This window comes from Arsukibacterium tuosuense (assembly GCF_900215315.1).
GTDB lineage: Bacteria > Pseudomonadota > Gammaproteobacteria > Enterobacterales > Alteromonadaceae > Alishewanella > Alishewanella tuosuense.
In genome coordinates, this window is sequence record NZ_OBEB01000002.1 from 346181 (window position 1) to 369643 (window position 23463).

General features: G+C 51.3%; 25 protein-coding genes. 21 read left to right on the forward strand and 4 right to left on the reverse strand.

Annotated features, from left to right (window positions below; genetic code table 11):
* Positions 1-16: 16 nt before the first annotated feature.
* The 14 genes from CRO03_RS06030 to dauA all read left to right on the forward strand — a co-directional run bounded on the left by CRO03_RS06030 (position 17) and on the right by dauA (position 11870).
* On the forward strand, positions 17-118 hold the full coding sequence (locus tag CRO03_RS06030; RefSeq protein WP_097110715.1) for a DUF2200 family protein: 102 nt from the start codon (positions 17-19) through the stop codon (positions 116-118).
* A gap of 144 nt (positions 119-262) precedes the next feature.
* Positions 263-532: a type II toxin-antitoxin system Phd/YefM family antitoxin gene (locus tag CRO03_RS06035; RefSeq protein WP_097110716.1), complete on the forward strand. Its 270-nt coding sequence runs from the start codon at positions 263-265 to the stop codon at positions 530-532.
* Complete coding sequence (locus tag CRO03_RS06040; RefSeq protein WP_097110717.1) at positions 533-832, forward strand: type II toxin-antitoxin system RelE/ParE family toxin; 300 nt, start codon at positions 533-535, stop codon at positions 830-832. It abuts the gene before it with no gap.
* A 100-nt stretch (positions 833-932) separates the two neighbouring features.
* The gene (locus CRO03_RS06045) at positions 933-1712 is read left to right on the forward strand and encodes an acetoin reductase (RefSeq protein ID WP_097110901.1); all 780 of its coding nucleotides are present in this window, start codon (positions 933-935) and stop codon (positions 1710-1712) included.
* A gap of 167 nt (positions 1713-1879) precedes the next feature.
* The gene (locus CRO03_RS06050) at positions 1880-3106 is read left to right on the forward strand and encodes a threonine/serine exporter family protein (protein WP_097110718.1); all 1227 of its coding nucleotides are present in this window, start codon (positions 1880-1882) and stop codon (positions 3104-3106) included.
* Positions 3107-3237: 131 nt separating this feature from the next.
* Complete coding sequence (locus CRO03_RS06055) at positions 3238-3675, forward strand: energy transducer TonB (RefSeq protein WP_097110719.1); 438 nt, start codon at positions 3238-3240, stop codon at positions 3673-3675.
* 40 nt (positions 3676-3715) lie between these two features.
* On the forward strand, positions 3716-4954 hold the full coding sequence (locus CRO03_RS06060) for an FAD-dependent oxidoreductase (RefSeq protein ID WP_097110720.1): 1239 nt from the start codon (positions 3716-3718) through the stop codon (positions 4952-4954).
* Positions 4955-5034: 80 nt separating this feature from the next.
* A complete protein-coding gene (locus CRO03_RS06065; protein WP_097110721.1) occupies positions 5035-5319 on the forward strand; it encodes a hypothetical protein in 285 nt (94 codons plus the stop codon).
* 10 nt (positions 5320-5329) lie between these two features.
* The gene (locus CRO03_RS06070; RefSeq protein WP_097110722.1) at positions 5330-5893 is read left to right on the forward strand and encodes a DUF5655 domain-containing protein; all 564 of its coding nucleotides are present in this window, start codon (positions 5330-5332) and stop codon (positions 5891-5893) included.
* 30 nt (positions 5894-5923) lie between these two features.
* Entirely contained in the window at positions 5924-6295 is a 372-nt protein-coding gene (locus CRO03_RS06075; protein WP_097110902.1) for a VOC family protein, read from the forward strand.
* Positions 6296-6341: 46 nt separating this feature from the next.
* Positions 6342-6551: a hypothetical protein gene (locus CRO03_RS06080; protein WP_097110723.1), complete on the forward strand. Its 210-nt coding sequence runs from the start codon at positions 6342-6344 to the stop codon at positions 6549-6551.
* Positions 6552-6750: 199 nt separating this feature from the next.
* The gene (locus tag CRO03_RS06085; RefSeq protein WP_097110724.1) at positions 6751-8247 is read left to right on the forward strand and encodes an MFS transporter; all 1497 of its coding nucleotides are present in this window, start codon (positions 6751-6753) and stop codon (positions 8245-8247) included.
* 2 nt (positions 8248-8249) lie between these two features.
* A complete protein-coding gene (locus CRO03_RS06090) occupies positions 8250-9989 on the forward strand; it encodes an alpha-amylase family glycosyl hydrolase (RefSeq protein WP_097110725.1) in 1740 nt (579 codons plus the stop codon).
* Positions 9990-10118: 129 nt separating this feature from the next.
* A complete protein-coding gene (dauA, locus tag CRO03_RS06095; RefSeq protein WP_097110726.1) occupies positions 10119-11870 on the forward strand; it encodes a C4-dicarboxylic acid transporter DauA in 1752 nt (583 codons plus the stop codon).
* Here the strand turns inward: dauA and CRO03_RS06100 are convergent.
* Positions 11838-12863, reverse strand: coding sequence for a LacI family DNA-binding transcriptional regulator (locus CRO03_RS06100; RefSeq protein ID WP_097110727.1), 1026 nt, complete (start codon positions 12861-12863; stop codon positions 11838-11840). The two genes, dauA and CRO03_RS06100, sit on opposite strands and share 33 nt — an antisense overlap.
* Positions 12864-13107: 244 nt before the next feature.
* Between CRO03_RS06100 and CRO03_RS06105 the strand changes: the two genes are divergently transcribed.
* From CRO03_RS06105 to CRO03_RS06125, 5 genes are all read left to right on the forward strand, one after another.
* Positions 13108-13983 carry a MipA/OmpV family protein gene (locus CRO03_RS06105; RefSeq protein WP_097110728.1) on the forward strand — a complete coding sequence of 292 codons (876 nt, stop codon included), beginning with the start codon at positions 13108-13110 and terminating at the stop codon, positions 13981-13983.
* Positions 13983-14375, forward strand: coding sequence for a DUF3019 domain-containing protein (locus tag CRO03_RS06110; protein WP_097110729.1), 393 nt, complete (start codon positions 13983-13985; stop codon positions 14373-14375). Before CRO03_RS06105 ends, CRO03_RS06110 begins: the two co-directional genes overlap by 1 nt.
* Positions 14375-15064 (forward strand): winged helix-turn-helix domain-containing protein, encoded by a 690-nt coding sequence (locus tag CRO03_RS06115; RefSeq protein WP_097110903.1) that lies wholly within the window; start codon positions 14375-14377, stop codon positions 15062-15064. Before CRO03_RS06110 ends, CRO03_RS06115 begins: the two co-directional genes overlap by 1 nt.
* Before the next feature lie 2 nt (positions 15065-15066).
* Positions 15067-16281: an ATP-binding protein gene (locus CRO03_RS06120; RefSeq protein ID WP_097110730.1), complete on the forward strand. Its 1215-nt coding sequence runs from the start codon at positions 15067-15069 to the stop codon at positions 16279-16281.
* Positions 16282-16354: 73 nt separating this feature from the next.
* Entirely contained in the window at positions 16355-17545 is a 1191-nt protein-coding gene (locus tag CRO03_RS06125) for a multidrug effflux MFS transporter (protein ID WP_170948953.1), read from the forward strand.
* A gap of 44 nt (positions 17546-17589) precedes the next feature.
* Here the strand turns inward: CRO03_RS06125 and CRO03_RS06130 are convergent, their stop codons facing one another.
* Positions 17590-18264, reverse strand: a complete 675-nt coding sequence (locus CRO03_RS06130; protein WP_097110732.1) for a DUF3334 family protein — start codon at positions 18262-18264, stop codon at positions 17590-17592.
* A gap of 54 nt (positions 18265-18318) precedes the next feature.
* Positions 18319-18645 carry a hypothetical protein gene (locus tag CRO03_RS06135; RefSeq protein WP_097110733.1) on the reverse strand — a complete coding sequence of 109 codons (327 nt, stop codon included), beginning with the start codon at positions 18643-18645 and terminating at the stop codon, positions 18319-18321.
* Between the two features lie 58 nt (positions 18646-18703).
* Between CRO03_RS06135 and pyrC the strand changes: the two genes are divergently transcribed.
* Both pyrC and CRO03_RS06145 read left to right on the forward strand, forming a co-directional pair.
* On the forward strand, positions 18704-19735 hold the full coding sequence (pyrC, locus tag CRO03_RS06140) for a dihydroorotase (protein WP_097110734.1): 1032 nt from the start codon (positions 18704-18706) through the stop codon (positions 19733-19735).
* Positions 19736-19810: 75 nt separating this feature from the next.
* Positions 19811-21844, forward strand: coding sequence for a hypothetical protein (locus CRO03_RS06145; RefSeq protein WP_097110735.1), 2034 nt, complete (start codon positions 19811-19813; stop codon positions 21842-21844).
* On the opposite strand, the gene CRO03_RS06150 is transcribed toward CRO03_RS06145, so the two are convergent.
* Positions 21841-23346, reverse strand: a complete 1506-nt coding sequence (locus CRO03_RS06150; RefSeq protein WP_097110736.1) for a YifB family Mg chelatase-like AAA ATPase — start codon at positions 23344-23346, stop codon at positions 21841-21843. The two genes, CRO03_RS06145 and CRO03_RS06150, sit on opposite strands and share 4 nt — an antisense overlap.
* Positions 23347-23463 lie beyond the last annotated feature (117 nt).

Consider the following 23463-nt stretch of genomic DNA (forward strand, 5'->3'; position numbering starts at 1 on the left):
CAGTTTTGCAGCCCGTATGCTTTGCCGGGTGCCGGGTGCCGGGTGCCGGGTGCGGGTTGAGGACGTTGCCAACCCGCTAATTCGCAACATTCGCTATTTAGATAAGCTGACAGACTAGCTTGCCAGAGGCAAAGCCATGGTGAAGATTTTGCGGCAGTAGTGCTTGTGGGTATTTAATTATTATCTGACCCCAATTTTTGATTGTTGACGGCACCTTTAAACAGGTGCTATTAATGGCCCTGTTGACTGCGGAGGTGGTAAAGTGCAAACCAAATTTTCGGAGGATGTTATTCCTCTTTCTGATCTGAAGGTCAATCCTGGCAAAGTGGTGGGCCGTGCTAATGAAACTCATCGGCCGATCCTGTTAACGAGCCGGGGACGCGGTGTTGCCGTAGTACAAGGCCTGGAAGATTATGAAAAAACGGCTGAAGAGCTGCTTTTCGTTAAGGCTGTAGCTAAAGGCTTGGCTGATATCCGGGAAGGCGATACCGTTGCCCTGGATGAGGCTAAAAAAATACTCGGCGTGACATAAGTGAAGCTTGTCATTGCGCGGTCTGCGTTAAACGATCTGCTGGACATTAAGGCTTACTACACTGAGCAGGGCGTTCCGGAAGACGGCCAGCGGTTCGTTAATACTATTTTGGAAAAGGCTCAAAAGCTGACAGATCAGCCTGACTCGGGCAGGAAAGTGCCTGAGTTTTATCAACAGCAAATTCGCGAACTTATTTATCCGCCCTTTCGCATTATTTACCTGCGCCATGCTTCGGTAGTCAGTTTAGTGCGGGTCTGGCGTAGTGAAAGATTACTGTTGTTGCCTGAAGACGAAACATAGCACCCACAGTCCTAAACACCCCCGGCTTTGTTGGATATCGAACATACCAATCCAGGGTAAATGGGTATGCTTGGTGTAAGCAAAGTCTAGGGAGATGAAAATGAGTATTGTTGGTAAAGTTGCACTGATAACAGGCGGTGGGCAAGGGATCGGTCGCGGCATTGCGCTGCGTCTGGCAAACGATGGCGCCGACATTGCGATTGTTGATGTCAACGACGAAAAGGCAGCAGCGGTGGCAGATGAAGTGCGCGCGCTCGGTCGCAAAGCGACGACTTTCAAAGCTGACGTGACGAAGCGGGAGGAGGTTTATGCCGCCATTGACCATGTTGAACAAGAACTGGGTGGTTTCGACATCATGGTTAACAACGCGGGTGTTGCCAGTATTCAGTCTATTGCTGAGGTCACCCCCGAACAAGTTGAAAAGACCTTCAAGGTTAATGTTCAGGGCGTTTTGTGGGGCATTCAGGCCGCTGCCGCTAAGTTCAAGGCGCTTGGACACAAAGGCAAAATCATCAACGCTTCATCTATTGCGGGCCATGAAGGATTTGCCTTGCTGGGTGTGTATTCGGCAACTAAATTTGCGGTACGCGCTCTGACGCAGGCAGCGGCTAAAGAGTTTGCGAGTGACGGTATCACGGTAAATGCATACTGCCCCGGGGTTGTCGGCACTGACATGTGGATAGAGATTGACCGGCGGATGGCTGATATTACCGGTGCTAAGGTGGGCGAAAGCTACGAGAAGTTCGTCGGTGGTATTGCTCTGGGCCGCGCGCAAACGCCCGAAGATGTGGCGGCCTTTGTTTCTTATTTAGCGGGCCCTGATTCCGATTACATGACAGGACAAGCGCCACTAATTGATGGCGGGCTGGTTTATCGCTGAAATTTGAACAAGACGAAACGTGTTGCTAATTAATTGATGGTGCGGCCCTCAGGGTGGGCCCGGGTGCAGTATTCTCAATTAGCAGCAAGTACTGGCATCAGTATGTCATTGCGTTACAATAGCCACCTTGGCGAATTGCTACTTTTTATCAACCCGGGAAGCCGCTTTTGTACACTGATGATTTTAATCATAAACGGAAATTTATCGTAAAACTGGGCAAGATGCTGCATAAATATGGTACTCCGGCCTACCGGCTGGAAGCCCATCTGACTGAACTGACCACCCATCTTAATTTGAAGGGCTCATTTATTATATCTCCCACGTCTATGACCTTTGTGTTGTGGACTGAAGGCCATGAGCAGGAATATACCCATGCTTCGAGGGTAAACCCCGGTGATCTGGATTTAGGCGCACTATCACGGACTGATGAGTTAGTTGATCAGGTGCTGCAGGGCCTGGTCGGCCTGTTTGAAGCGGATGCCTTACTGGATGCAATTGATAACCGTCCCAGTTCTTACAGTAAGTTAGCCACGGCAGTAGCGATGATGGCATCGGGTGGCGCTTTTGCGATGCTGATGGCTACCAGCTGGAACGACGTATTGTGGTCAGCGTTATTGTCGCTATTGGTTTATCTGTTTGTGCTGTGGGCACAGCGCTCGCCCAGAATTTCCAATATGCTGGAGCCGCTGGTAGCGATGGTTGCCGGTATCGCAGCCTGCGCCATCAGCAGCTATATCGATCCTGGTATTAATATCCGGTTGACCGTGTTATCGGCTATTATCTCGTTTATTCCCGGTCTGGCCCTTACCATTGGGTTTGCCGAACTGGCTGCGCGTCATCTGGTGTCGGGCAATGCCCGGATTATGGACGCATTAATGATGCTGTTTAAGCTGTATTTTGGCGCGTTTCTGGGTATTGCCATCGGTTTTACCCTGTTTGGCATGGTCGATTTTGTTAAACCAGAACCTATTTCCCGCCATTTTGCCTGGCTGGCGGTGGGTATTCTGGTCAGCTCGCTGATAGTGTTGTTCAGAAGCCGTGGTAAATATACGCTATGGTCATTGGCGGCGGGCTTTATTGCTTATGGTGTCAGTATTACCGGTGCCAGCTTAGTCGACTACACTATGGGCGCTTTTCTGGGGGCCTTTGCGGTGGGAATTTACAGCAACCTGTTTACCCGGCTGGCTAAGGCGCCGGCGGTTATCGTTGCCATGCATGGCTTAATTGTACTGGTGCCAGGCAGTAAAACCTATATTGGCTTAAACTCGCTGATTTCCGGCCAGGATTTCGTGGTGTCTGACCGGGTTGGCCAGCAAACCTTTATGATTTTAATGGCACTGGTTGGCGGCCTGATTTTCGCCAATGTGGCATTGCCGCCGAAGAAAAGTTTATAGGTCAGGGTTTGCGGGCAAATAACCTTTGGTAAGCGTTGCTTTGGTTAATTCAGGGTTGCTTTAGTAAATATAATTGGTACATTTGTTGAGCTGTTAACGGAAATATTCTGCTAAAACAACAAGGAAAACCAATGAAATTACAAATACTTCTCGCCGCAGTTCTGGCTGCTACTGTTTTTCAGGTTAGTGCTATGAATTACGGTGTTGTACATTTGACCAATATCGAGCCGGCAGCGGCCGATGCCATCTGGAGCAGAGAAAACCAAGTTCCTCCTCGCTATCCGATAGAGTTGGCCCAACAAGGCATAATTGGCTGTGGCGTGTTTAATATTACCCTGAATGAAAATGGTAAAGCCACCGATGTTAGCCTGGTTAGTTCTGTACCTGAAAAAGTGATTGCCCGTCCTGCCAGTAAAGTGATTAAAAAATGGAAGTGGGTTAATAACAGCGGCCTGGCAAATGCACCCGAGCAAAAGCTGATCCGACTCGATTTCTGTATGGGGGGCAGTACCCAGGAAGAAGCTGACGCCCGCTGTAAAGTGCAGGCCACCGCCGCCTGTCAGGGGTAGCCCGGGGTGTTAAAGTAAACAACATGAGGCCAGCGACAGAGTGAGCTATGCAATTGCAGTAATAGGTAGTGGTATGGCGGGGCTGACTGCGGCTTACCGGGCACGTCGTGCCGGCCATAGTGTTACTGTATTCGAAGCACAGAGCCACCATGGCATGGATGCTCACGCGCTGCAGGCAGAAGGTGGCCTGGTGGATGTGCCGCTGCGGGTAATGAGCCCGGACAGCTGGCCCAGTGTGCTGCAGCTTGCCAGCGAGGTAGGCGTTGCTACTTTTGATGTCCGCACTCATACGTCCTGCAGCTGGTCAAATGGCCAAACCTGGTTTCGCAGTGGCGAATTGCCGGTTGTTGGCTGGCCTTTTGTCGGCTCCTGGCGCTACCTTAACCGCCGCGCCCTGGGCATAGCTCGTGGCAGCTGGCAACTGCGCCAGCTGACCAGCAAGCTACAGCAGCAACCTGCTGATATGACGCTCGGTGCCGTGTTACAGCAGCATCACTTTGACCCGCTATTCTGGCGCGGCTTAATTCTGCCAATTCTGACCACCATTTGTACCTGTGACGAAAAACACTTACTAAACTGGCCTGCGGCGCAGTTGCTGTCGTTACTGCACAGTATTTTATACAACTCACGGCTGTGCCGGTTGCAGGGCGGCACCACGGCGCTGGTTAACGCGCTGAGCCAGAGCCTGACATTGCACAGCGGTAGCCCGGTGATCCAGGTTAAAGACCTTGGCCAGCAGATAAGGGTAGTTAATGAACGGGGTGACGGCGGCGAATTTGACCGGGTAATTGTGGCCACCCAGGCCAATCAGCTGGGTTTTCTCGACAGCGGGCAGTTTGGTGACGAACGGCAAATGCTGGCAAACATCCGTTTCGATGCCGGTGAGCTTTGGGTGCATCAGGACACCCGCTTTATGCCAGCAGAGAAACAGGATTGGACCGCGCTGAATTTTCAGCTGGACCGGCAGTTGCAAAAGCCGGTGTTTACGGTGTGGGTAAACCGGGTAGAGCCCTCGCTTGCAAGCAGTGCGCCTGTGTTTCAGACCTGGAACCCGTTATCTGAGCCTGCCCCGGGAAAGGTGCTGGCCAGGGTGCCGATGCAACGGGCGGTGGTGGGCCCTGATACGGCCAAAGTCCATGCTGCCCTCAGACAATGGCATCAACAGCGCGGCCGCAAACTGTTTTATTGTGGTTCCTGGGCCTATGAAGGAGTACCGTTGCTGGAGTCCGCCGTACGTTCGGCCAATGCGGTGGTAAAGGCCATCACCAGGCAGATTTAGTGTTATAGTTTTAGCATACTTGGCCATCACAAGATCAGCACAAGAGCATCGCAAGGCTGCGAAACAAAACTGGATAAAGCATGAACCTGGAAAAAGCAAAAAAACGCATCGCAAAGCAGATAAATAAAGGTTTCGACGGCTACCCGCAACTTACTCTGGCGTATTTTGGCGCCAGCGCGGATTGCGCTACTGAAGTCGTGGTCGGCTTCGTCGCAGAGGCCGGCGCTGCAGTGCAGGAGCAACGTTTTGTCAGCAAGCAGGACGCACGGCAGGATGAAACCATCCAGTCTGTGCTGGTAAAAATTATTGAACGTGCTGAAGCCAGAACCGTAACGGAAATACCCGGCACAGCGGTTATAACCTGAGGACATTGTCATGACAGAGATTACTGCTGCCGAACAAAGCCAATGGCGTAATCTGGAACAGGCTAGTGGTAAAAGCCAGGCTGAATGGCTGGCTTTAGCTGCCAGCCAGAACTTCAGCAAACACAGCGAACTGGTCAACTGGCTGAAAAGCGAGTTTGCGCTGGGCCATGGTAATGCCAACCTGATCGCCCACCGGGCCAAACAGGCTGCCGCTGGCGGCGCACCCAGCGACGCAGATTTGCTGGCAGCTCAGTACGGTGGTGCCAAAGCGGCATTGCTGCCAATCTATGATGTGCTTATCAGCTACCTGAACAGCCTGGGCAGCGATATTGAGCTGAGCCCGAAAAAAGCCTATGTCAGCGCGCGCCGTAATAAGCAATTTGCGTTAATTCAGCCCTCTACCGCCAGTCGTTTAGATTTGGGTCTGAATTTAAAGGATGTTGAACCCGCTGGCAAACTGGAAGCGTCAGGCAGCTTTAATGCAATGTGCAGCCATCGTATCCGCCTGAGCAGCGTCGCTGATATTGATGAAACCGTAAAGCATTGGCTGGCAGAGGCCTATAACCGCGGCTAAACTGCTAGGGAACAAACGGGAGTGATGATTATGGAACTAGGCGCATTTTCGGTAAGCTTAGCAGTAAAAGATATTGCCGCCTCAAAAGCCTTTTATGAAAAATTGGGCTTTGCCACCATGGGAGGAGATCAAGGACAGGGCTGGCTTATTCTGAAAAATGGCAGCACGGTGATTGGTTTATTTCAGGGCATGTTTGACAAAAACATTCTTACGTTTAATCCAGGCTGGGATCAAAACGCACAGAACATGGACGACTTTACTGACGTTCGAAAGATCCAAAGCCAGTTGCAAGCCCAAGGCGTTACTCTGATTAAAACTGCTGACGAAACGGGCAGTGGTCCGGCTCATATTGTACTGGAAGATCCAGATGGCAACCAGATTATGCTGGATCAGCACCGCTGAGTTCGCCTAATTATTTTATTGAGTTTGCCTGACAAAAAGAGGCGCTATGAACACTAAATTGGTGATAATTACACTGGCTGTCGTACTTGTTGCTGTTTCCGGCTGCAGCAATAAAGCGATCTACCAGAACCTGCAACTGAATAAAAAACAGGAATGCAGACGCTTGCCTGTTACCGAATACGACGAATGTATGCGTGGGATGGAGCAAAGCTACGAAGAGTATGAGCGGCAGCGCAAGCAAACGACTAACCAGTAAACTGCTTAACCAGCGATTTTTTTGACACAAATATTCATTACTCTGCACCAAAACCTGCCAGCAAAAGCCGTTTGAATACGTATTCATCTTGTGGTTGCACTAAAATGGGGTTATCAAAGACCCTCGGGGAGCCTTTGCAGCCCAAAAAGTGTGCAGCGTGGGTATATCACAATTATAAAAGCCTGGAGAGACAAGCATCATGCAATTAAAGCCGAACCTGAGTTTCTGGCAAATTTGGAATATGTGTTTTGGTTTTTTTGGTATTCAGTTCGGTTTTGCCCTGCAAAACGGCAACGTCAGCCGGATTTTCCAGACCCTTGGCGCCGATATGGAGCAAATCCCAATTTTATGGATTGCCGCACCGTTAACGGGCTTGCTGGTGCAGCCGGTTATTGGCCACTTCAGCGATAAAACCTGGACCAGGCTCGGCCGGCGTCGGCCATTCTTCTTATACGGCGCCCTGGCAACCACAGCTGCGTTAGTATTAATGCCTAATTCGCCGACCTTATGGTTCGCCGCCGGTATGTTATGGATTTTAGATGCTGCCATTAATGTGACGATGGAACCGTTCCGGGCGTTTGTTGGCGATAACCTGAATAAACAGCAGCGGCCAACCGGTTTTGCCATGCAGAGCTTTTTTATCGGTGTAGGTGCGGTAGTAGCGTCGGCCTTACCCTGGATGATGACCAACTGGTTTGGGGTGGCGAACACGGCCGCGGCCGGGATGATCCCTGACTCGGTGGTCTATTCGTTTTATGCGGGCGGCGCCGTGCTGTTTCTAGCCGTTGGCTGGACCATAATCTCCAGCAAAGAATACAGCCCGGAGCAACTGGCAGCTTTTGACGCCGCCGAGCAGGCAGCATACCCCAGTGCCCCTCAGGCTACGCCTGCCGCTAACTACTGGAAAAGCGGTGCTGCTGCTGTGGTAATCGGTGTCGTGTCATTGGTAGTGGTCGCCTCCGCTAATTTAGATAAACAACTGTATTTATTGGGGGCGCTGATCGCGGCCTTTGGATTATTGCAGTGGGCAGCCAGTTGGTTTAAGCAGCAGGCAAACCGCAATATGCTGGTGGAAATTACTGATGACTTATTTACCATGCCTTCGACCATGCGCCAGCTGGCTGTGGTGCAGTTCTTTTCGTGGTTCCCACTGTTTGCGATGTGGATTTACACCACGGCTGCGGTAACCAGTTACCACTATGCTACCAGCGACACCACCTCGCAGGCTTATAATGATGGGGCCGACTGGGTGGGCGTATTGTTTGCCGTCTATAACGGTTTTGCTGCTATCGCCGCCCTGTTAATACCGTTGTTAGTCAAACTTACCGGTACTCAGAAAGCGCATGCCATTAATTTGTTATGTGGTGCAGCCGGCCTGTTTTCGTTCTTTGTGATTAAAGACCCTGCTTTACTGTGGTTGCCGATGATCGGCATCGGTATCGCCTGGGCCTCTATTCTATCCCTGCCCTATGCGCTGTTATCGAACTGCCTGCCCGCCCATAAAATGGGGGTGTATATGGGTATGTTTAATATCTTTATTGTGTTGCCACAATTATTGGCGGCAGCCATTCTGGGCAGCCTGATTGGCTACTTCTTTAATGGTCAGGCCATATATGCGCTGGCGATAGGTGGCTGTTCTTATGTGTTTGCCGCATTGTATGTGCTGCGGGTAAAAACGGTAAAAGTGGAAAGTTAATTATGTTTAAAGGATCAATTTCAGCCATAGCGCTGGCTATAGCGCTGGCGGGCTGCTCACCAGCATCGCAGCCAACGTCGGCAAATCAGTCTGCTGCTGCCACCGGTGAACAAACTACAGTCACAGCACAAAGCCGTGTCTGGTGGGACGACGCAGTGTTTTATCAAATCTGGCCACGCAGTTTTTATGATACCGATGCTGATGGCCATGGCGATTTTAACGGTATGACCGCCAAACTGCCTTACCTGCAGGAGCTGGGGGTGAATGCGCTATGGTTAACGCCGATGTTTGAAGCGCCGTCGTACCATGGTTACGACTTTACTGAGTTTTATCAGGTTGAAAGCGACTACGGCAGCATGGCTGAGTTTGAAGCCTTTATTCAGGCGGCTGATGCTAAAGGCATGAAGGTTATTCTGGATCTGGTTATCAACCATATCTCCAGTGAACATGAATGGTTTCAGCGCTCTGCTGCAGGTGAAGCGCCCTACAAAGATTATTTTATCTGGCGGGATGATATGCCAGAGGCGGGCAGTGGCTGGGGCCATGCCTGGAGTGACAACGATAAACCTGACGCCGTCTGGCACTGGAATGAAACCCGCCAGCAATATTATTATGCTGCCTTTGGTGCCAGCCAGCCTGACGTAAACCTGCGCCACCCCGATGTGGTGGCTGAAATGGAAAAAATGGCCAAATTCTGGCTGGATAAAGGCGTCGCCGGTTTCCGCTTAGATGCGGTGCGCTTTGCGATGGAAGACGGCCCGGATGCGCAGGCCGATACCGCTGAAACTATTGCTTACTGGCAAAGCTTTAATCAGTTTGTGAAAAGCGTAGACCCGGAGGCCTATTTAGTGGGTGAAGCCTGGGTCGATATCCCGGTTGCTGCCCGCTACTATGGCGAGGGCAAAGGCTTAGATCAGGGCTTTGATTTTGAAGTCGGTTATAAAATTCTTGGCTTATTGCAGCAGGATGCCGCCGGCGAAGCGCAGTTTGGCACTATGCAGTCGAATCAGCAGTCGAATCAGCAGTCGAATCAGCAGCGAGCTGCCGATGCCGGTGTGCTGAGCCAGAACGTGCAACAACGCAGTGATTCTGTTGCGCCGCTTAACTTTTTTGCACCGTTTTTAACCAATCATGACCAGGAACGGGTGGCGTATCAGCTGAAAGAGCATGACAGCAAAGCCAAACTGGCTGCTGCCATGTTGTTCAGCTCGCCAGGCACGCCCTACATTTATTATGGTGAAGAAATCGGCTTAACCCAGGACCGCAGTGGTCACGATGTATTTAAGCGCGCGCCGATGCTGTGGGATAACAGCAACCAAGCCGGCTTTACCCAAAGTGACAAGAGCTGGGTAGAACAACTGACATTATTTGGCGATGGCTTCCCCAACTGGTGGCCGGATTTTCTGGCTGAGCAACTGGCGGCAGAGAATCGCAGCGTCGCCGCGCAGCAAGCGCAGCCCGATTCGGTCTGGCAGCTGTATAAGTTTTTAATTGCCCAGAAAAAACAGCGGCCGGAGCTGGCTGCTGCCGGCAGCTATCAGGTTAGCCAGCTGGATAATGGCCTGCTGCAAATCAGCCGTGAGCTGAACGGCAGCAAAAGCCTGTTTGTGCTGAATTTAACTGATTCAGCGCAGGATATCAGTGCCATTAATCGCGATGGCTTAACCCCAGGCTGGACCTTTGATCTGGACGGTAATAGCTTAGCTGGCTTTGGCTTGCTGGTGCTGCAAAGCGCTGAATAAGCACCTTGATTAAACCGCCGGCTATGTGGCAGCGGCGGTTTATTTCTGGCAGCCCAGACTAATAGCGTATATCGGTTGTCTGCGCTGTTTGCTAAACTAAAACACCTGTTCTGCTGTAGCGGAGTTGTGGTGTCTCACCGTTCCCACCTGTTTTCCTTGCGTCTGGGCCATGCGCTGCGTGAAGCGCTGGCTGAAGGTTATAACCTCAGTAAACTCAGTAAAGACCTGCTGGCCGGCATTACTGTTGGCATTATTGCTATTCCGTTGGCAATGGCGCTGGCTATTGCGTCCGGCGTGCCGCCGCAATACGGCTTATACACTGCTATTATTGCCGGTTTTGTGATTGCGCTGACTGGCGGTTCGCGCTACAGCATCAGCGGCCCCACTGCCGCTTTTGTGGTTGTTTTATATCCGATAGCACTGAAATACGGCCTCAGTGGTTTACTGATTGCCACGGTGTTATCCGGCGTGATGCTGTTACTTATGGCAGCAATGCGGCTAGGCCGCTTAATTGAGTACATTCCGGAAGCGGTAACCCTGGGGTTTACCGGCGGCATCGCGGTGGTAATTGCCACCTTACAAATTAAAGACTTTTTTGGTCTGAGCATCAGCGCGCTGCCTGAGCACTACATTGAGAAAATTGCAGTACTGGTGCAACATCTGCCGCAAGCGGCATGGCCGAGCCTGCTGGTCGCGGTGGTGACCCTGGCGGTGATGCTGTTGTGGCCAAAACTGAAAACGCCGGTGCCAGCGCATTTACCGGCATTGTTTATCGGCACCCTGCTGGCGCTGCTGCTATTAAACGCCGGTGCCGAGCTGGATACCATTGGTTCACGCTTCAGCTACAGCTTGCCGGACGGCACTAGCGGTAATGGTATTCCGCCCTATCTGCCTTTTTTTGACTGGCCCTGGTTGCGTCCCGGGCCGGATGGCGAACTACTCAGCTTTAGCTGGCAGCTGGTAAAGGACTTACTGGCCGCGGCTTTTGCCATTGCCATGCTGGGCGCAATTGAATCTTTGCTCTGTGCGGTAGTACTGGATGGTATGTCGGGCCGGCGCCACAGCGCCAACAGCGAATTATTAGGCCAGGGCCTGGGCAATATTATAACGCCTTTTTTTGGTGGCATTACTGCGACCGCCGCCCTGGCCCGTTCGGCTGCTAATTTTAAAGCAGGGGCGCAAAGCCCGATTGCGGCAATAGTGCATAGTCTGGTGTTACTGCTGGCGCTGGTGCTGTTGGCAAAGCTGCTGTCCTATGTGCCGATGGCAGCATTGGCTGCACTGTTACTGATGGTTGCCTGGAATATGAGTGAAGCGCCGAAGGCGCTGCACTTGCTGAAAACCGCGCCACGCAGCGATATTCTGGTATTCCTTTGCTGTTTTTCGCTGACCGTACTGCTGGATATGGTTATTGCCATTACCGTAGGGATTTTGCTGGCAGCGGTATTGTTTGTGAAAGACATTGCGGAGATGACTAAAGTTACTGATATCAGCCGGCATAAGAAGCTGGTCGATATCGAACTGCCCGCGGGCTGGAAAGTATTGAAAATTAACGGCCCGTTGTTTTTCGCTGCGGCTGACCGGATTTTTGCCGAAATTGCCGTGCTAACCGCTCAATGTCGCGGCATCGTTTTATATATGGACGGGGTAACAGTGCTGGATGCCGGTGGTCTGGCGGCGTTGAATAAGCTGATTAGTAAAAGTGCCAAAAGTCGAACTGAGTTGGTGATTGCCGATTTACAGTTTCAGCCGCTACGCACCCTGGCTAAAGCCGGAGTAAAACCGGTTGCCGGCAGCTTGCGCTTTTATCCCAGCTTAAAAGAAGCGCTGGAGGCACTGGCACCCGCCTCAGCGGCTGCCGCAGGACTGGCGGATAATTAGCTTCGGCTGAATATGGGTGCTGACGATCGCTTCGTTATTAATTAACCGCAGCAGGTTATCGACCAGCATTTCCCCGGCCAGTGATGTGTCCTGCTGAATAGTACTGAGCGCCGGGGTAGCAAATGACGCTACCGGAATATCGTCAAAGCCCATAACAGCAATATCCGCCGGGATTTTATAGCCTAACTGATGCAGTGCCCGCATGACACCAATAGCAATAATGTCGCTGGCACAAAACACCGCATCTACCGGCTTACCCTGCTGGATAATTTGCCGGATAGCATGATCACCGGCGTTTTCAGTAGAAATGGCATCGCACTGGGCAATATCAGCGGGCTGAATGCCTGCAGTGTGCAGTGCATCAGTAAAACCCTGGTAGCGCTCAAAAAACTCCGGGCTATGCGCAGACGCATTGCCGACAAACGCAAAATTTTTGTAACCATTGGCCAACAAATGCTCACCGGCCAGCCGGCCACCCTCGCGATTGTTACTACGAATTGTCGATTCCGGATGGTCCTGTACTTCGGCGCCCCAACATACAAAATGGGTTTCTTGCGCTAACAGTTTTTCCAGCTTTTCTTCATAGTCGACGTAGTCGCCATAACCGAGCAAAATAATGCCATCGGCTTTATTACTGTCTTCATAATCGGCATGCCAGTCGTCACTCAGCTGCTGGAATGAGACCAGCAAGTCCTGGCCGCGTTTAGCACAGGCACGGGTAATACTGCCCAGCATTGATAAGAAAAAAGGGTTAATCAGCGACTCGTCAGACGTTGGGTCTTCAAACAACAATAAGGCCAGGGTGCTGCTGCGTTGCTTGCGCAGGTTGCTGGCATTTTTATCAACTTTATAATTAAGCTGTTTAGCAATGGCATGCACCCGTTCACGGGTTTCTTTATTTACTTGCGGGCTATTGCGCAGAGCCCTGGACACCGTGGATTGAGATACCCCGGCTAAATAGGCAATATCAAAGGATGTTGCTTTGTCTTTCATCGTTTGCTCTGCTGTTACAGCGGTGCAGCCCTGCAGTTAACTGCAGCAATCTGATCAGCGCATTATAGTTATATTTTGCTCATCATAGATGGATTCGGTAGCAGATTCAATTTCAGCAGCGGGATCTGTTATCACACCACGCTCTGTAAAAATTGCGGATAATTTGTGAAACTATGTTATTTCTGTTTCGAGCAGGGCCCGCCGCTTGCTAAACTAAACAGTCACTGTAATCAGGTAAACTGTTGTGTTGAAAACGCCGTTAAAAATTGTGTTACTAATCAGTTTGTTGTTATCTGGCTTCGCAGCGACTGCCAGCACCCCTGCCTGTCGGGGAGATGACTGCATTAACGAACAACAGCTTTATCTGAGCTGGGCATTGGGCTATGGCCAACGCAGTAACCCTTTGTATGGCGGTGAAAAACTTGACCTGGTGATATTGCCGGAAATTTATTACTACAGTAAATACTGGTTTTTTGACAATGGCCGGCTTGGCAGCAGTTTCGCCCTGACTGAGAACACGCAACTTAGTATTATTGGCCAGCTCAATCAGGAAAAAGGTTACTTCCAGCAGTGGTTCAGCGGTAACTTGCTGCAATTTGAAGCAAATACTTTCAGCGACATGCCCCAATTCAGTACTGTTGCCGACCGGCAGGCGCCGTATCCGGTGGCCGTTAGCCAGGTCAGTAAAAGGCCTACCGCACTCGATGTCGGACTGCAAATAGATACGGTCAGCTATGGCACCTTATGGCAACTGGCCTACTGGACTGATGTCAGCGGACAACACCATGGCCAGCATGCCAGTTTAGGTGCGCGACGGGGCTGGCAGAGCCCTTATGGTAAATGGCAATTGTCAGCCCACATTCACTGGAAAAGCGCCCAGCTGATTGACACCTATTACGGTTTAACGGCGCTGGAAGTGCCGCCAGGCCAGGAATATCAAGGCCGGGATAGCTGGCAGGCAGAACTTCGGTTAAACTGGAACAAACCATTAACAGAGCGGTGGAGTGTGTTGGTCTTCCTTCGTTATTTACAACTGGACAGCGCTATGACTGACAGCGCCCTGGTGCGCTCAGACCATGTCACAACCTGGTTTGGTGGCGTCAGTTACCGGTTTTTCTGATGTGGCTGTTACGTTGCTTTCCCATCCTGCTGCTTGCTGTTTCGCTGAGCAGCCACGCTGAGGTTGCAATGACAGACTGCGCTGAGCCGCTGTGCTGGCAGGTCAGCCCGACAGTCTGTGTGGCCGATAAGCTTGAGCAGGGCTGTGAAGCAGAGCTGCGGGTAATCTGGTTTAGTGACACGCCCAGAACAGTCTGTCTGTATCTGGCAGAGCAGGCTGAGCGTTGCTGGCAGGAAGCGACCAGTGGTCAATGGCAGCAACCGGTCAACTGGCAACGGGGTTGGCTGAGTTTACGCCAGCAACAACAGGTGTTGTTGAGTGCAGAATTACAGGTGTTAAGCCGGCAACCGGCGAAACGTCGCCGTATATCCGGCGCATGGAGTATTTTTTAATGGCCAAGATTCTGTTAGTGGAAGATGATGCCCGGTTGGCCGGGTTAGTACAGAGTTTTCTGGTGCAGCATGGTTTTACCGTGCAGCAACAAAGCCGGGGCGATTTGGTTGCCGAGCAATGTAAGCAATTCCAACCTGATTTAATTGTGCTGGATTTAATGTTGCCCGGGCTGGATGGTTTCGGTGTTTGCCGACAAGTCCGACCGTGGTTCAAAGGCCCGGTGTTGATGCTTACTGCCAAGCAAAGTGACATTGATCAGGTACTGGGGTTGGAGCTGGGTGCAGATGATTATGTGATTAAACCCGTTGAACCGCGGGTACTGTTAGCACGGATTAATGCTTTACTGCGCCGGACTCAGGTTAGCCCGCAAGCCGAGCAACAGGAGCTGGCTTTTGGCGGGTTAATGCTGAAACAACGTTCGCGCGAAACCTGGCTGGACAGCAAGCTGGTCGATCTTACCAGCTATGAATTCGACTTATTATGGATGTTAGCACGACATGCTGGCCAGACCGTAAAACGTGAAGCCATTCATCAGCAAATTATTGGCCGCGAATATGACGGCCTTGATCGCACAGTCGATGTGCGGGTATCCCATTTAAGACGCAAGCTGGGCGACAATGCAGAGGTACCGTTCCGGATTAAAACCGTCTGGGGTAAAGGGTATTTATTCGTCGCTGATGCCTGGTAGTTATGCATCGTCTGTTTCTGCACTTTTATCTGTTTTTATTTCTGGTATTAATTGGCCTTGGCTGGACGGTTGATCAACTGTGGCAATACGCACAGGGTAACCAGCCACCGGCACTGGTTGATACCCTTGCCGAGCAATTGGCGCTGGTTATGCGCTTACCTGAAGCGCAGTGGTCCAGTCATCTGGGGTTACCTTATCAGGCTGTGCCGCTTGATAGCGTCAGCTGGCAGCCGGAGGAATGGCAATTATTGCAGCAAAACCATTTATTGCCGTTATTTCAGGATAACAGCGTGTTTTTTTATGGTCTGCGCGACGAGCAATTGTGGTTGGTGGGTCCGCTGCAACTGAACGAGCGTTCGGGTTTTGACTGGTTCAGTATTCTGTTTTTCAGCTTACTGGCGGTTGCCGTCGCGTTGTGGCTATGGCCGGTGGCACGGGATATTCGTTTTTTGCAACAAGGCCTGCAACGTTTTGGCAAAGGAGAGCCAGCCGAATTGCAGTTGCCAGCGCGTTCATTTATTGCACCGATTGCCGACAGTTTCCAGCAAATGAGCCAGCAAATTATTTCATTGCTGGAATTGCAGCGGGAAATGACGCATGCTGTGTCGCACGAGCTGCGCACGCCAATTGCCCGGCTGAAATTTGCGCTGGAAATGGCGGCACAACTGCCGGAAAACGATAAACAGCTAATGTTGCAGGACGTGCGTGAGTTGCAGCAACTGGTAGATGAAATGCTTGACTACGCTAAGTTGCAAAGCCATCAGCTCAATCTGAAAAAACAGCAAGTTGATTTAACAGAACTCATTCATAATGTTGCTGAAAAACTGGCGCCGCTGCCTGGTGCAACAATCGAACTGCAGCTGCCGCCACAGGCACTGTTTTACTGTGATGCCCATTATCTGGAACGGGCAATTCAGAATTTACTGGTCAATGCCAAACGCTACGCCCGACATCGGATTACCATCGATGTTAAATCCCAGCAGGGCTATTGGCGGATCAGCGTCAATGATGATGGTCCCGGCATTGCGCCCGCGCGCAGGGCTGAAGTGTTGAAGCCTTTTCACCGGCTGGAGCAAAGCCGCAATCGCGAAGAGGGGGGCTTTGGCCTGGGCCTGGCCATTGTTCAGCGTATTGTGCAGTGGCATCAGGGTAAGCTGCTTATCAGCGACAGTGCCTTTGGTGGCGCCAGTCTGCAACTGCTACTGCCGGTAAGTTAAGAAGCCATTCGCCAAAAAACCAAGGTTAAAGCATAACCGGCTAAGATATATGCCGCCAATAAGAGTACCTGTAATGCGTCGTTCCGAACCTTCAATCTGGTTGCTGATGTTGCTGGCAGCGGTGGTTGCCACTACGCCGCTGGCGATCGATATGTATTTACCTGCTATGCCGATGATGGCAGACGAACTTGATACCCATATTGGCACGGTGCAGCAGTCGCTGAGTATTTTTCTGGCGGCCTATGGCATCGGTATGTTGCTGTTCGGGCCATTGGCAGACATGCTGGGACGCCGGCCACTGGCAGTGTTTGGCTTAACCGGCTTTATTCTGGCCAGTATTGCCTTAAGCCTGGTCGACAGTATTGAATGGTTTCTGGGCTGGCGGGCAATGCAGGCGCTGGCAGGTGCAGCAGCATCAGTGGTGGTGCCGGGTATTATCCGCCATTTATACCAACAACATACCGCTAAAGGCATGTCTTACGTGTCGATGATAATGATGCTGGCACCGCTGGTGGCGCCGGCCATGGGTAGCGGTATTATCTGGCTGGCCAGCTGGCAGGCCATTTTTCTGTTTCTGGCATTGTATGGTGCTGTGGTAGTGGGCTTTAGCTGGCGTTTTTTACCCGAAATCAATAACGACAGCACTCAGCAGCGGCCCGCTTTTTTTAGTGGTTATGTCAAAGTATTCCGGCATCGGGCAGCCTGGCCGGATATTGCCAGCTCAATGTTTGCCTCGTTCGCCTTTTTCTGTTTTTTAACCGCAGTATCATTTGTTTATATTGGCTATTTCGGGGTTAGCGAGCAAATGTTTGCGCTGCTGTTTGGCTTTAATGTGCTGGCGCTGATGAGCGCTAACCTGCTGAACAGTCGCTTAGTCGTGCGCTTCGGGCCTCAGCGTATGCTGCGCTGTGGCTTAGTGGTGGCACTGTGCTGTGCCAGTCTGTTATGCGGTTTTAACTATTTGGGGCTGGGCCTCTGGTATACCGTCTTTACCATAGCACCCTTAATGGCCAGCCTGGGACTAATGGCGACGAATGCCGACGCAATGATCATTATGCAGTTCCCGCACAACAGTGGTACGGCAACCGCCGTTATTGGTACTTTACGCTTTGGCAGTGGTGCCCTGGCCGGGCCGTTACTGGCATGGTTTTATACCGGTGATGCACTACCGTTCTCGATGTTGATGTTATCTGGCGTGCTTGCTATTGGCCTGAGTCAGCTATGGCGTCAGTTGGCCCATTCCGGTTCATCCGCCGCCGCTTAGGCTGGCGCCAGGCTGTCCGATCGGCAGCCCGGCGCAAGGTTAGCTCAGAAGCCGAGGTTCTTCAGAAAGTCGTCGTCAACTTCCGGTTCGATGTCGACGGTATTCTCCTGGCGGTATTGCTGGGCATTAGCCAGAATATCGTCCGGGTTTTCCTGCTCGGTACGTTCAAACTCCTCCAACTGAATAAACTCGGTTTTATCCATCGCCAGTTCCATATAAAAAATATTATGTTCCGGAGTGCTGAAGGTGACACGACGGGCCTGAGGCTGATCAAGCTGGGTGTTAATCAGAATTTGTACCTGCTTATTAATGGCCATCATTTTCGGCTGGCTTTGGTTAATCGAGGTGTGTAAATCCTGGCGCACCTTATTGGTGAAATCACCGACGATCTGATTCATCAGCTCACCCATTACGTTGCCGACCTCATCAGAAGTATGAAACTGAGCCAGTTCCTCCGCCGGCATACCCATACTCATCATGTACTTGCGGTAAATTTCCAGCGCTGCCGGAGCCGTGAAATTGATAATCACCAGCCCTGAGAAGCCACCGTCAAATAATACGAAGCAGCCAAGGTCGGGCCGCAGACAGGTTTTCTGAATTTTCTGAACCATCGGCGAATGGCTGATAGCCGGATTACCGGCAGCCGCCAGTACGCCGTTAACGGCCTGACATAGTGTAAGCAGAATGTCATCGGTGGTAATAATACGGGTTTTTTTCATGCTGTTTTCCAAGGACTATTTTCAGACAGTATAAGCCCTTATTAACAGTTAACGCTAAATTTTACAGGCTCCGCCACTGCATTCATCGTCGTCGTCACCAAATTGGGGCTCAGCAGCCCTGGCTTCTGCTTCGGCCTGTTGTTTGGCTAAGGCCGCCTCTGCACCGTCAAAATCGAGGTTGTTCAAATCGAAATCCTGATCAAAATCAAAGTCAGACATGGTTTGCGCTCCTGTTCCACGCAACCAGCGTGACTGATCCGGCAGCGTGATTGAATCAAAGGTATCAGCCACCAGTGTAGCAAACCGCAGGCGTTGGTTTAAACCGGCAGCACTAAATAAAAAATCGGCCGGCATGCTATTTACGGCGCCGGTCGATTTCACCGCTGCAGATTCCTTGCTATTATAGTGGCCATCTTTTCTGACCCGCCCGGAGCTGCTGATGAGCCAATTAACTATTCAAACCCCCGACGACTGGCATTTGCATTTTCGCGATGGCGACATGCTGCTGGAAACGGTACCGGCCACGGCCCGCCAGTTTGCCCGTGCTATTGTAATGCCTAACTTAGTGCCGCCGGTTACCACCGCTGAAATGGCGGTGGCCTATCGCGAGCGTATCCTGGCCGCCCGCCCGGCCGGTAGTAACTTTCAGCCACTGCTAACCCTGTTCTTAACCGACCAAACCAGTCGCCAGCAAATTATTGATGCCAAAGCTGCCGGCTTGGTTGCCGCTAAACTGTATCCGGCCGGCGCGACAACCAATTCCAGCGCCGCGGTCAGTGCGCTGGATTCGTTGTATCCGGTATTTGAAGTAATGGCTGAGCAGGGCATGCTGCTGCTGGTCCATGGTGAAGTTACCGATCATGATATCGATATTTTCGACCGGGAGAAGGTGTTTATCGACCGCTACCTGCAGCACATAGTAGCGCGGCTACCACAGTTAAAAGTGGTGTTTGAGCATATTACCACCGCCGATGCCGCCACTTTTGTCAGCGAGGCCGGTAGTAATGTTGCCGCCACCATTACCCCGCAGCATTTGCTACTGAACCGCAACGATTTACTGGTCGGTGGGGTGCGGCCGCACAATTACTGCTTGCCGGTATTAAAGCGCCGCACTCATCAGCAAGCGCTGCGCGCAGCAGTAGCCAGTGGCTCAGCGAAGTTTTTCCTCGGTACCGACTCGGCGCCGCATGAAAAGCACCGCAAAGAATCAGCCTGCGGCTGTGCCGGTTGTTACAGCGCCCACAGCGCAATAGAGCTGTATGCTCAGGTATTTGATGAGTTAGGTTGTCTGGAAAAACTGGAAGGCTTTGCCAGCCATTACGGCGCCGACTTTTACGGCCTGCCACGCAACAGTGGCACGGTGACCCTGCAACAGCAGCAGTGGCAGGTACCAACAGAAATTGACCTGCCAAACGGTAAGCCAATAGTGCCGTTTTATGCTGGCCAGACGCTAAATTGGAAGTTGATTTAAATTTTAGTTAGCCAGTAGTAAGTCACTCATTAAAGGCGCTAATATCTATGCTTGTTTATGTCATAGGTACTCAGAATGCGTATTTTTCAGTTGTTGATGTTAGTGCTTTTGCTGACTGGCTGTGGCGGTGGTGGCAGTAGCGACGGAGATGGAGGAATTGGTGGTGGTCCTGGTTCAGGTAGTAACCCGGGTTTAGTCATTAATGATGACAATGCTCTTTATATTGCTACCATAACCAGTCTTAGTAACGATACTCTAACCAGTTTGGCACAACTGGCCGTTTTGGCTCATGATGAGCTTAATGCCAAACCAAGAGCTGTCGCTGTCACTCGTCCGGTGTTCTGTGAAAACGGGTTACAGGCAATTGAATTAGTAAAACGAACGGTATCTGACACCTATTATCTTGGTGCTAACCAACGCTTCAGTATCGTTTTTAATCAATGTCAGCTGGCTGAGCTTGAAGCAGAAATAACTGGTGAGTTGGACGTTTTGGTACGTTCAGTAACACTGGATGGCTACTCGCTGGATATATCAGATGCAGACTATTTACTTAGTAGCCGCAATTTACAACTTAAAGATGAAGAAGGCACAGTGCAGGTCTCGGTTGAAATAAATAACCGTTACAGCGCACGCAATCAACAATATTCCTATGTTGTGACTCCTGCTGGTAGTAGTCTGGCATTCACTTTGCCAGACAACAAAATAGAGCAGTTCCGCAGTTTTAATACCCGATTAATCCTTAATAATCAAATAGGTCGGTATGAGTTGTCTACTAACGGTACTCTGCAGAGTGATGTGCTGTCGGGTAGCATTACGGTATCAACCGTGACCCCTCAATCAGGTCAAATACAACGTTTACCGAATAGCGGTGAGCTTCGTTTTCAGGCAGGGGGTACAAGCACTATGCGGTTGTCGTCAATAGATGCCAATACCGGGATACTGGCAAACATTATCCTGCCAGAGCTCGGGTTAGGCGGGCAAGTTGACTGGTTGGAATTAAGTACCGGCGCAAGCTGGCAAAAAAAGGGTTTGGCTAAAAACTATATTTGGCGTGAACAGCGTGACTTTGTCAATCTGGAGGCTGAGTGGTTAACAGCAGGACAAAATATGATGGTTAACTTACTGCCTGAACAACCCATATTATTGCACTTTAGTAATGTTGTGACCGAACTGGGCGGCTATGGTAGCCGGCTGGTTTTAACCGCTGTTGATGAGCAGGGATTAAACCTGTTTGGTGTGCCGGAGATTGACGTCGATATTATGGTTTTAGGGACTGTGGTGCAACTACAGCCTGCAGTTCCATTGCTGGCGGGGTATCGTTATCGGTTGGGTAGCGCTTTTGCCCGAAATAATAGTAATACCTTAGCCAGTGTACCTTTCATGTATGCGCAGCTTGTAGACGAGTTATCCGGTACAGTTGAACTGACATCAACCTTGTTTCACTCCGGTCAGGTAGTAGAGGTTTATCCTGATATTCGTTCTGACTTAGGCCCGGCAATGGCAGCCTGGCAGACTGACTCTACTGTATTTGCAAGACGTGATCTTGCCAATCATGGCGTAGAATTAACTCTGGCTAACGCACCTTTGGGCAGTTATCTTTCCGGGATACTAAGCTTAGAACTCAGTAATGCCAGAGGAAATCATTTCACAATAAATCAGCCATACATAGTTATCGATGAGCAATTAACCGACTATTTTTATAACAGTACGCAACCGATGTCTGCAGCCAGCTCAGCGGACGTGATGTTAGCACCAATAGATACTCAAAATGACATTGGCAATGATGCAGGCATTTATACCAGTGTGTCTGGCTTTTCTGCAGATGGGCAGTCCTGGTCTTTATGGCTGAGAACGGGCGACGGCGGAATCCTGCAGCCTGGTAGTTATCTTGCTGGCGCAGAGGACAATTTCAGCGAACCACATCTCAAGGTGATTATTGCTGGTCGGTCGTGTTCAACACAAAATGCCAGCTTCACTGTTCAGCGGGCTGAGTATGATGATGAGAATATTTTTGTTAAAGGCCTCAGCGCTGATTACGACTTGATATGCCAATACAACAAGCTGTCTTATCAGTATCGTGGAAGCATTCGTTATCGACGCGCTTTTTAATTTTTCAGATAGCTCAGCAACCGCTCCAGCGCGCGGTAGCTGAGCGCTTCCATCAGGTGGGCTCGGCTGATTTGCGGTTGCTGCTGTAAATCGGCGATAGTGCGGGCGACTTTAATAATTTTGTGATAGGTACGGGCCGACAGCTTAAAGCGGTGAATGGTGTCTTCCAGAAAACGGGCATCGTCCTGCTTTAACGGGCAAAAGTCGGCAATTTCGCTGCCACTGAGCCGGGCATTAGCCTTGCCCTGGCGGGCCAGCTGCATCTCGCGCGCCGCAACCACCCGTTGTTTAACACTGGCGCTGCTTTCTTCGGAACTATGCTGTTGGCTCAGCATTCCCTTGGGCAGCAACGGCACTTCTATCTGTAACTCTATCCGGTCAATAAAAGGCCCCGATAAGCGGTTTAAATAACGCATGACCTGCTCGGGCGTGGCGCGGCCATCCTCATGGTGGCCGGTCGGGCTGGGGTTCAGTGCGGCGACCAACTGAAACTGGGCCGGAAACTCAGCCTGGCGGGCCGCCCGGGATATATGAACAATCCCGGTTTCCAGCGGCTCGCGCAGCACGTCCAGCACCTTACGCGGGAACTCGGGCAGCTCGTCTAAAAACAAGATGCCATGATGTGCCAGCGAAATTTCACCTGGGCGTGGCACTGAGCCACCGCCAACCAATGCTACAGCCGAACTGGTATGGTGCGGGCTGCGAAACGGCCGCTGTTGCCAGTCGGTCAGGTTGCGTTGCAGGCCGGCAATCGAATAGATCGCTGCGGTCGCCAGCGCTTCCTGCTCGGTCAACGCTGGTAAAATGCCGGGTAACCGCTGCGCCAGCATTGATTTACCGGTGCCGGCCGGGCCCAGCATTAGCATATTGTGTTCGCCGGCAGCAGCAATTTCCAGTACCCGCTTGGCATGGCCCTGGCCACGAACATCGGCTAAATCCGGCATATGCTGCACCGGCCGCTCGGGCAGCGGCGGAATAGCCGGTAACGCCTGCTGCGCCAGTAAAAAGCTATGTAACTGCAACAAATGTTCAGCGCCATGCACCTTTGCTTTGGGCACCTGTTGTGCCTGCTGGGCGTTTAACATTGGCATCAGCGCGGCACGGCCGGCGTCACGACAGGCTACCGCAACCGGAATTTCCCCCAAAATAGGCCGTATTTCGCCCGACAACGCCAGCTCACCATAAAACTCATAATCGCCGGTGCTGTGCTCATTCAGCTGACCACTGGCGACAATAATCCCCAGCGCTATCGGTAAGTCGAAGCGGCCGCCTTCTTTGGGTAAGTCGGCCGGCGCCAGGTTAACGGTGATTTTGCGATCGGGAAAGGCAAAGCCGCTGTTTACCATGGCGCTGCGCACCCGGTCCCGCGATTCTTTTACCGAGGTTTCAGGTAGGCCAACCAATTGAAATGCCGGCAAACCATTGCTGATATGCACCTCGACGGTAACCAGGGGGGCATCCAGGCCATGACGGGCCCGGCTGTAAACCACAGCCAGTGACATCCTGCCTCCGAAATTTTACATAAACACTGCATTATGTTTAGCATAATGTTAATTTAATGCAAGTTTCGGTGGTTGGCCGGTATAAAAGCGATATGAATACAGTTGGTTATTCCCTGC

Excerpts from the sequence above, each read along its gene's own strand:
- CRO03_RS06145 (WP_097110735.1), top strand. The coding sequence starts at position 19,811 with ATGCGTATTTTTCAGTTGTTGATGTTAGTGCTTTTGCTGACTGGCTGT.
- CRO03_RS06055 (WP_097110719.1), top strand. The coding sequence starts at position 3,238 with ATGAAATTACAAATACTTCTCGCCGCAGTTCTGGCTGCTACTGTTTTT.
- pyrC (WP_097110734.1), top strand. The coding sequence starts at position 18,704 with ATGAGCCAATTAACTATTCAAACCCCCGACGACTGGCATTTGCATTTT.
- CRO03_RS06070 (WP_097110722.1), top strand. The coding sequence starts at position 5,330 with ATGACAGAGATTACTGCTGCCGAACAAAGCCAATGGCGTAATCTGGAA.
- CRO03_RS06150 (WP_097110736.1), bottom strand. The coding sequence starts at position 23,346 with ATGTCACTGGCTGTGGTTTACAGCCGGGCCCGTCATGGCCTGGATGCC.
- CRO03_RS06085 (WP_097110724.1), top strand. The coding sequence starts at position 6,751 with ATGCAATTAAAGCCGAACCTGAGTTTCTGGCAAATTTGGAATATGTGT.
- CRO03_RS06100 (WP_097110727.1), bottom strand. The coding sequence starts at position 12,863 with ATGAAAGACAAAGCAACATCCTTTGATATTGCCTATTTAGCCGGGGTA.
- CRO03_RS06045 (WP_097110901.1), top strand. The coding sequence starts at position 933 with ATGAGTATTGTTGGTAAAGTTGCACTGATAACAGGCGGTGGGCAAGGG.
- CRO03_RS06125 (WP_170948953.1), top strand. The coding sequence starts at position 16,355 with ATGCGTCGTTCCGAACCTTCAATCTGGTTGCTGATGTTGCTGGCAGCG.
- CRO03_RS06115 (WP_097110903.1), top strand. The coding sequence starts at position 14,375 with ATGGCCAAGATTCTGTTAGTGGAAGATGATGCCCGGTTGGCCGGGTTA.
- CRO03_RS06130 (WP_097110732.1), bottom strand. The coding sequence starts at position 18,264 with ATGAAAAAAACCCGTATTATTACCACCGATGACATTCTGCTTACACTA.
- CRO03_RS06075 (WP_097110902.1), top strand. The coding sequence starts at position 5,924 with ATGGAACTAGGCGCATTTTCGGTAAGCTTAGCAGTAAAAGATATTGCC.
- CRO03_RS06030 (WP_097110715.1), top strand. The coding sequence starts at position 17 with ATGCTTTGCCGGGTGCCGGGTGCCGGGTGCCGGGTGCGGGTTGAGGAC.
- CRO03_RS06120 (WP_097110730.1), top strand. The coding sequence starts at position 15,067 with ATGCATCGTCTGTTTCTGCACTTTTATCTGTTTTTATTTCTGGTATTA.
- CRO03_RS06090 (WP_097110725.1), top strand. The coding sequence starts at position 8,250 with ATGTTTAAAGGATCAATTTCAGCCATAGCGCTGGCTATAGCGCTGGCG.
- CRO03_RS06080 (WP_097110723.1), top strand. The coding sequence starts at position 6,342 with ATGAACACTAAATTGGTGATAATTACACTGGCTGTCGTACTTGTTGCT.
- CRO03_RS06065 (WP_097110721.1), top strand. The coding sequence starts at position 5,035 with ATGAACCTGGAAAAAGCAAAAAAACGCATCGCAAAGCAGATAAATAAA.
- CRO03_RS06110 (WP_097110729.1), top strand. The coding sequence starts at position 13,983 with ATGTGGCTGTTACGTTGCTTTCCCATCCTGCTGCTTGCTGTTTCGCTG.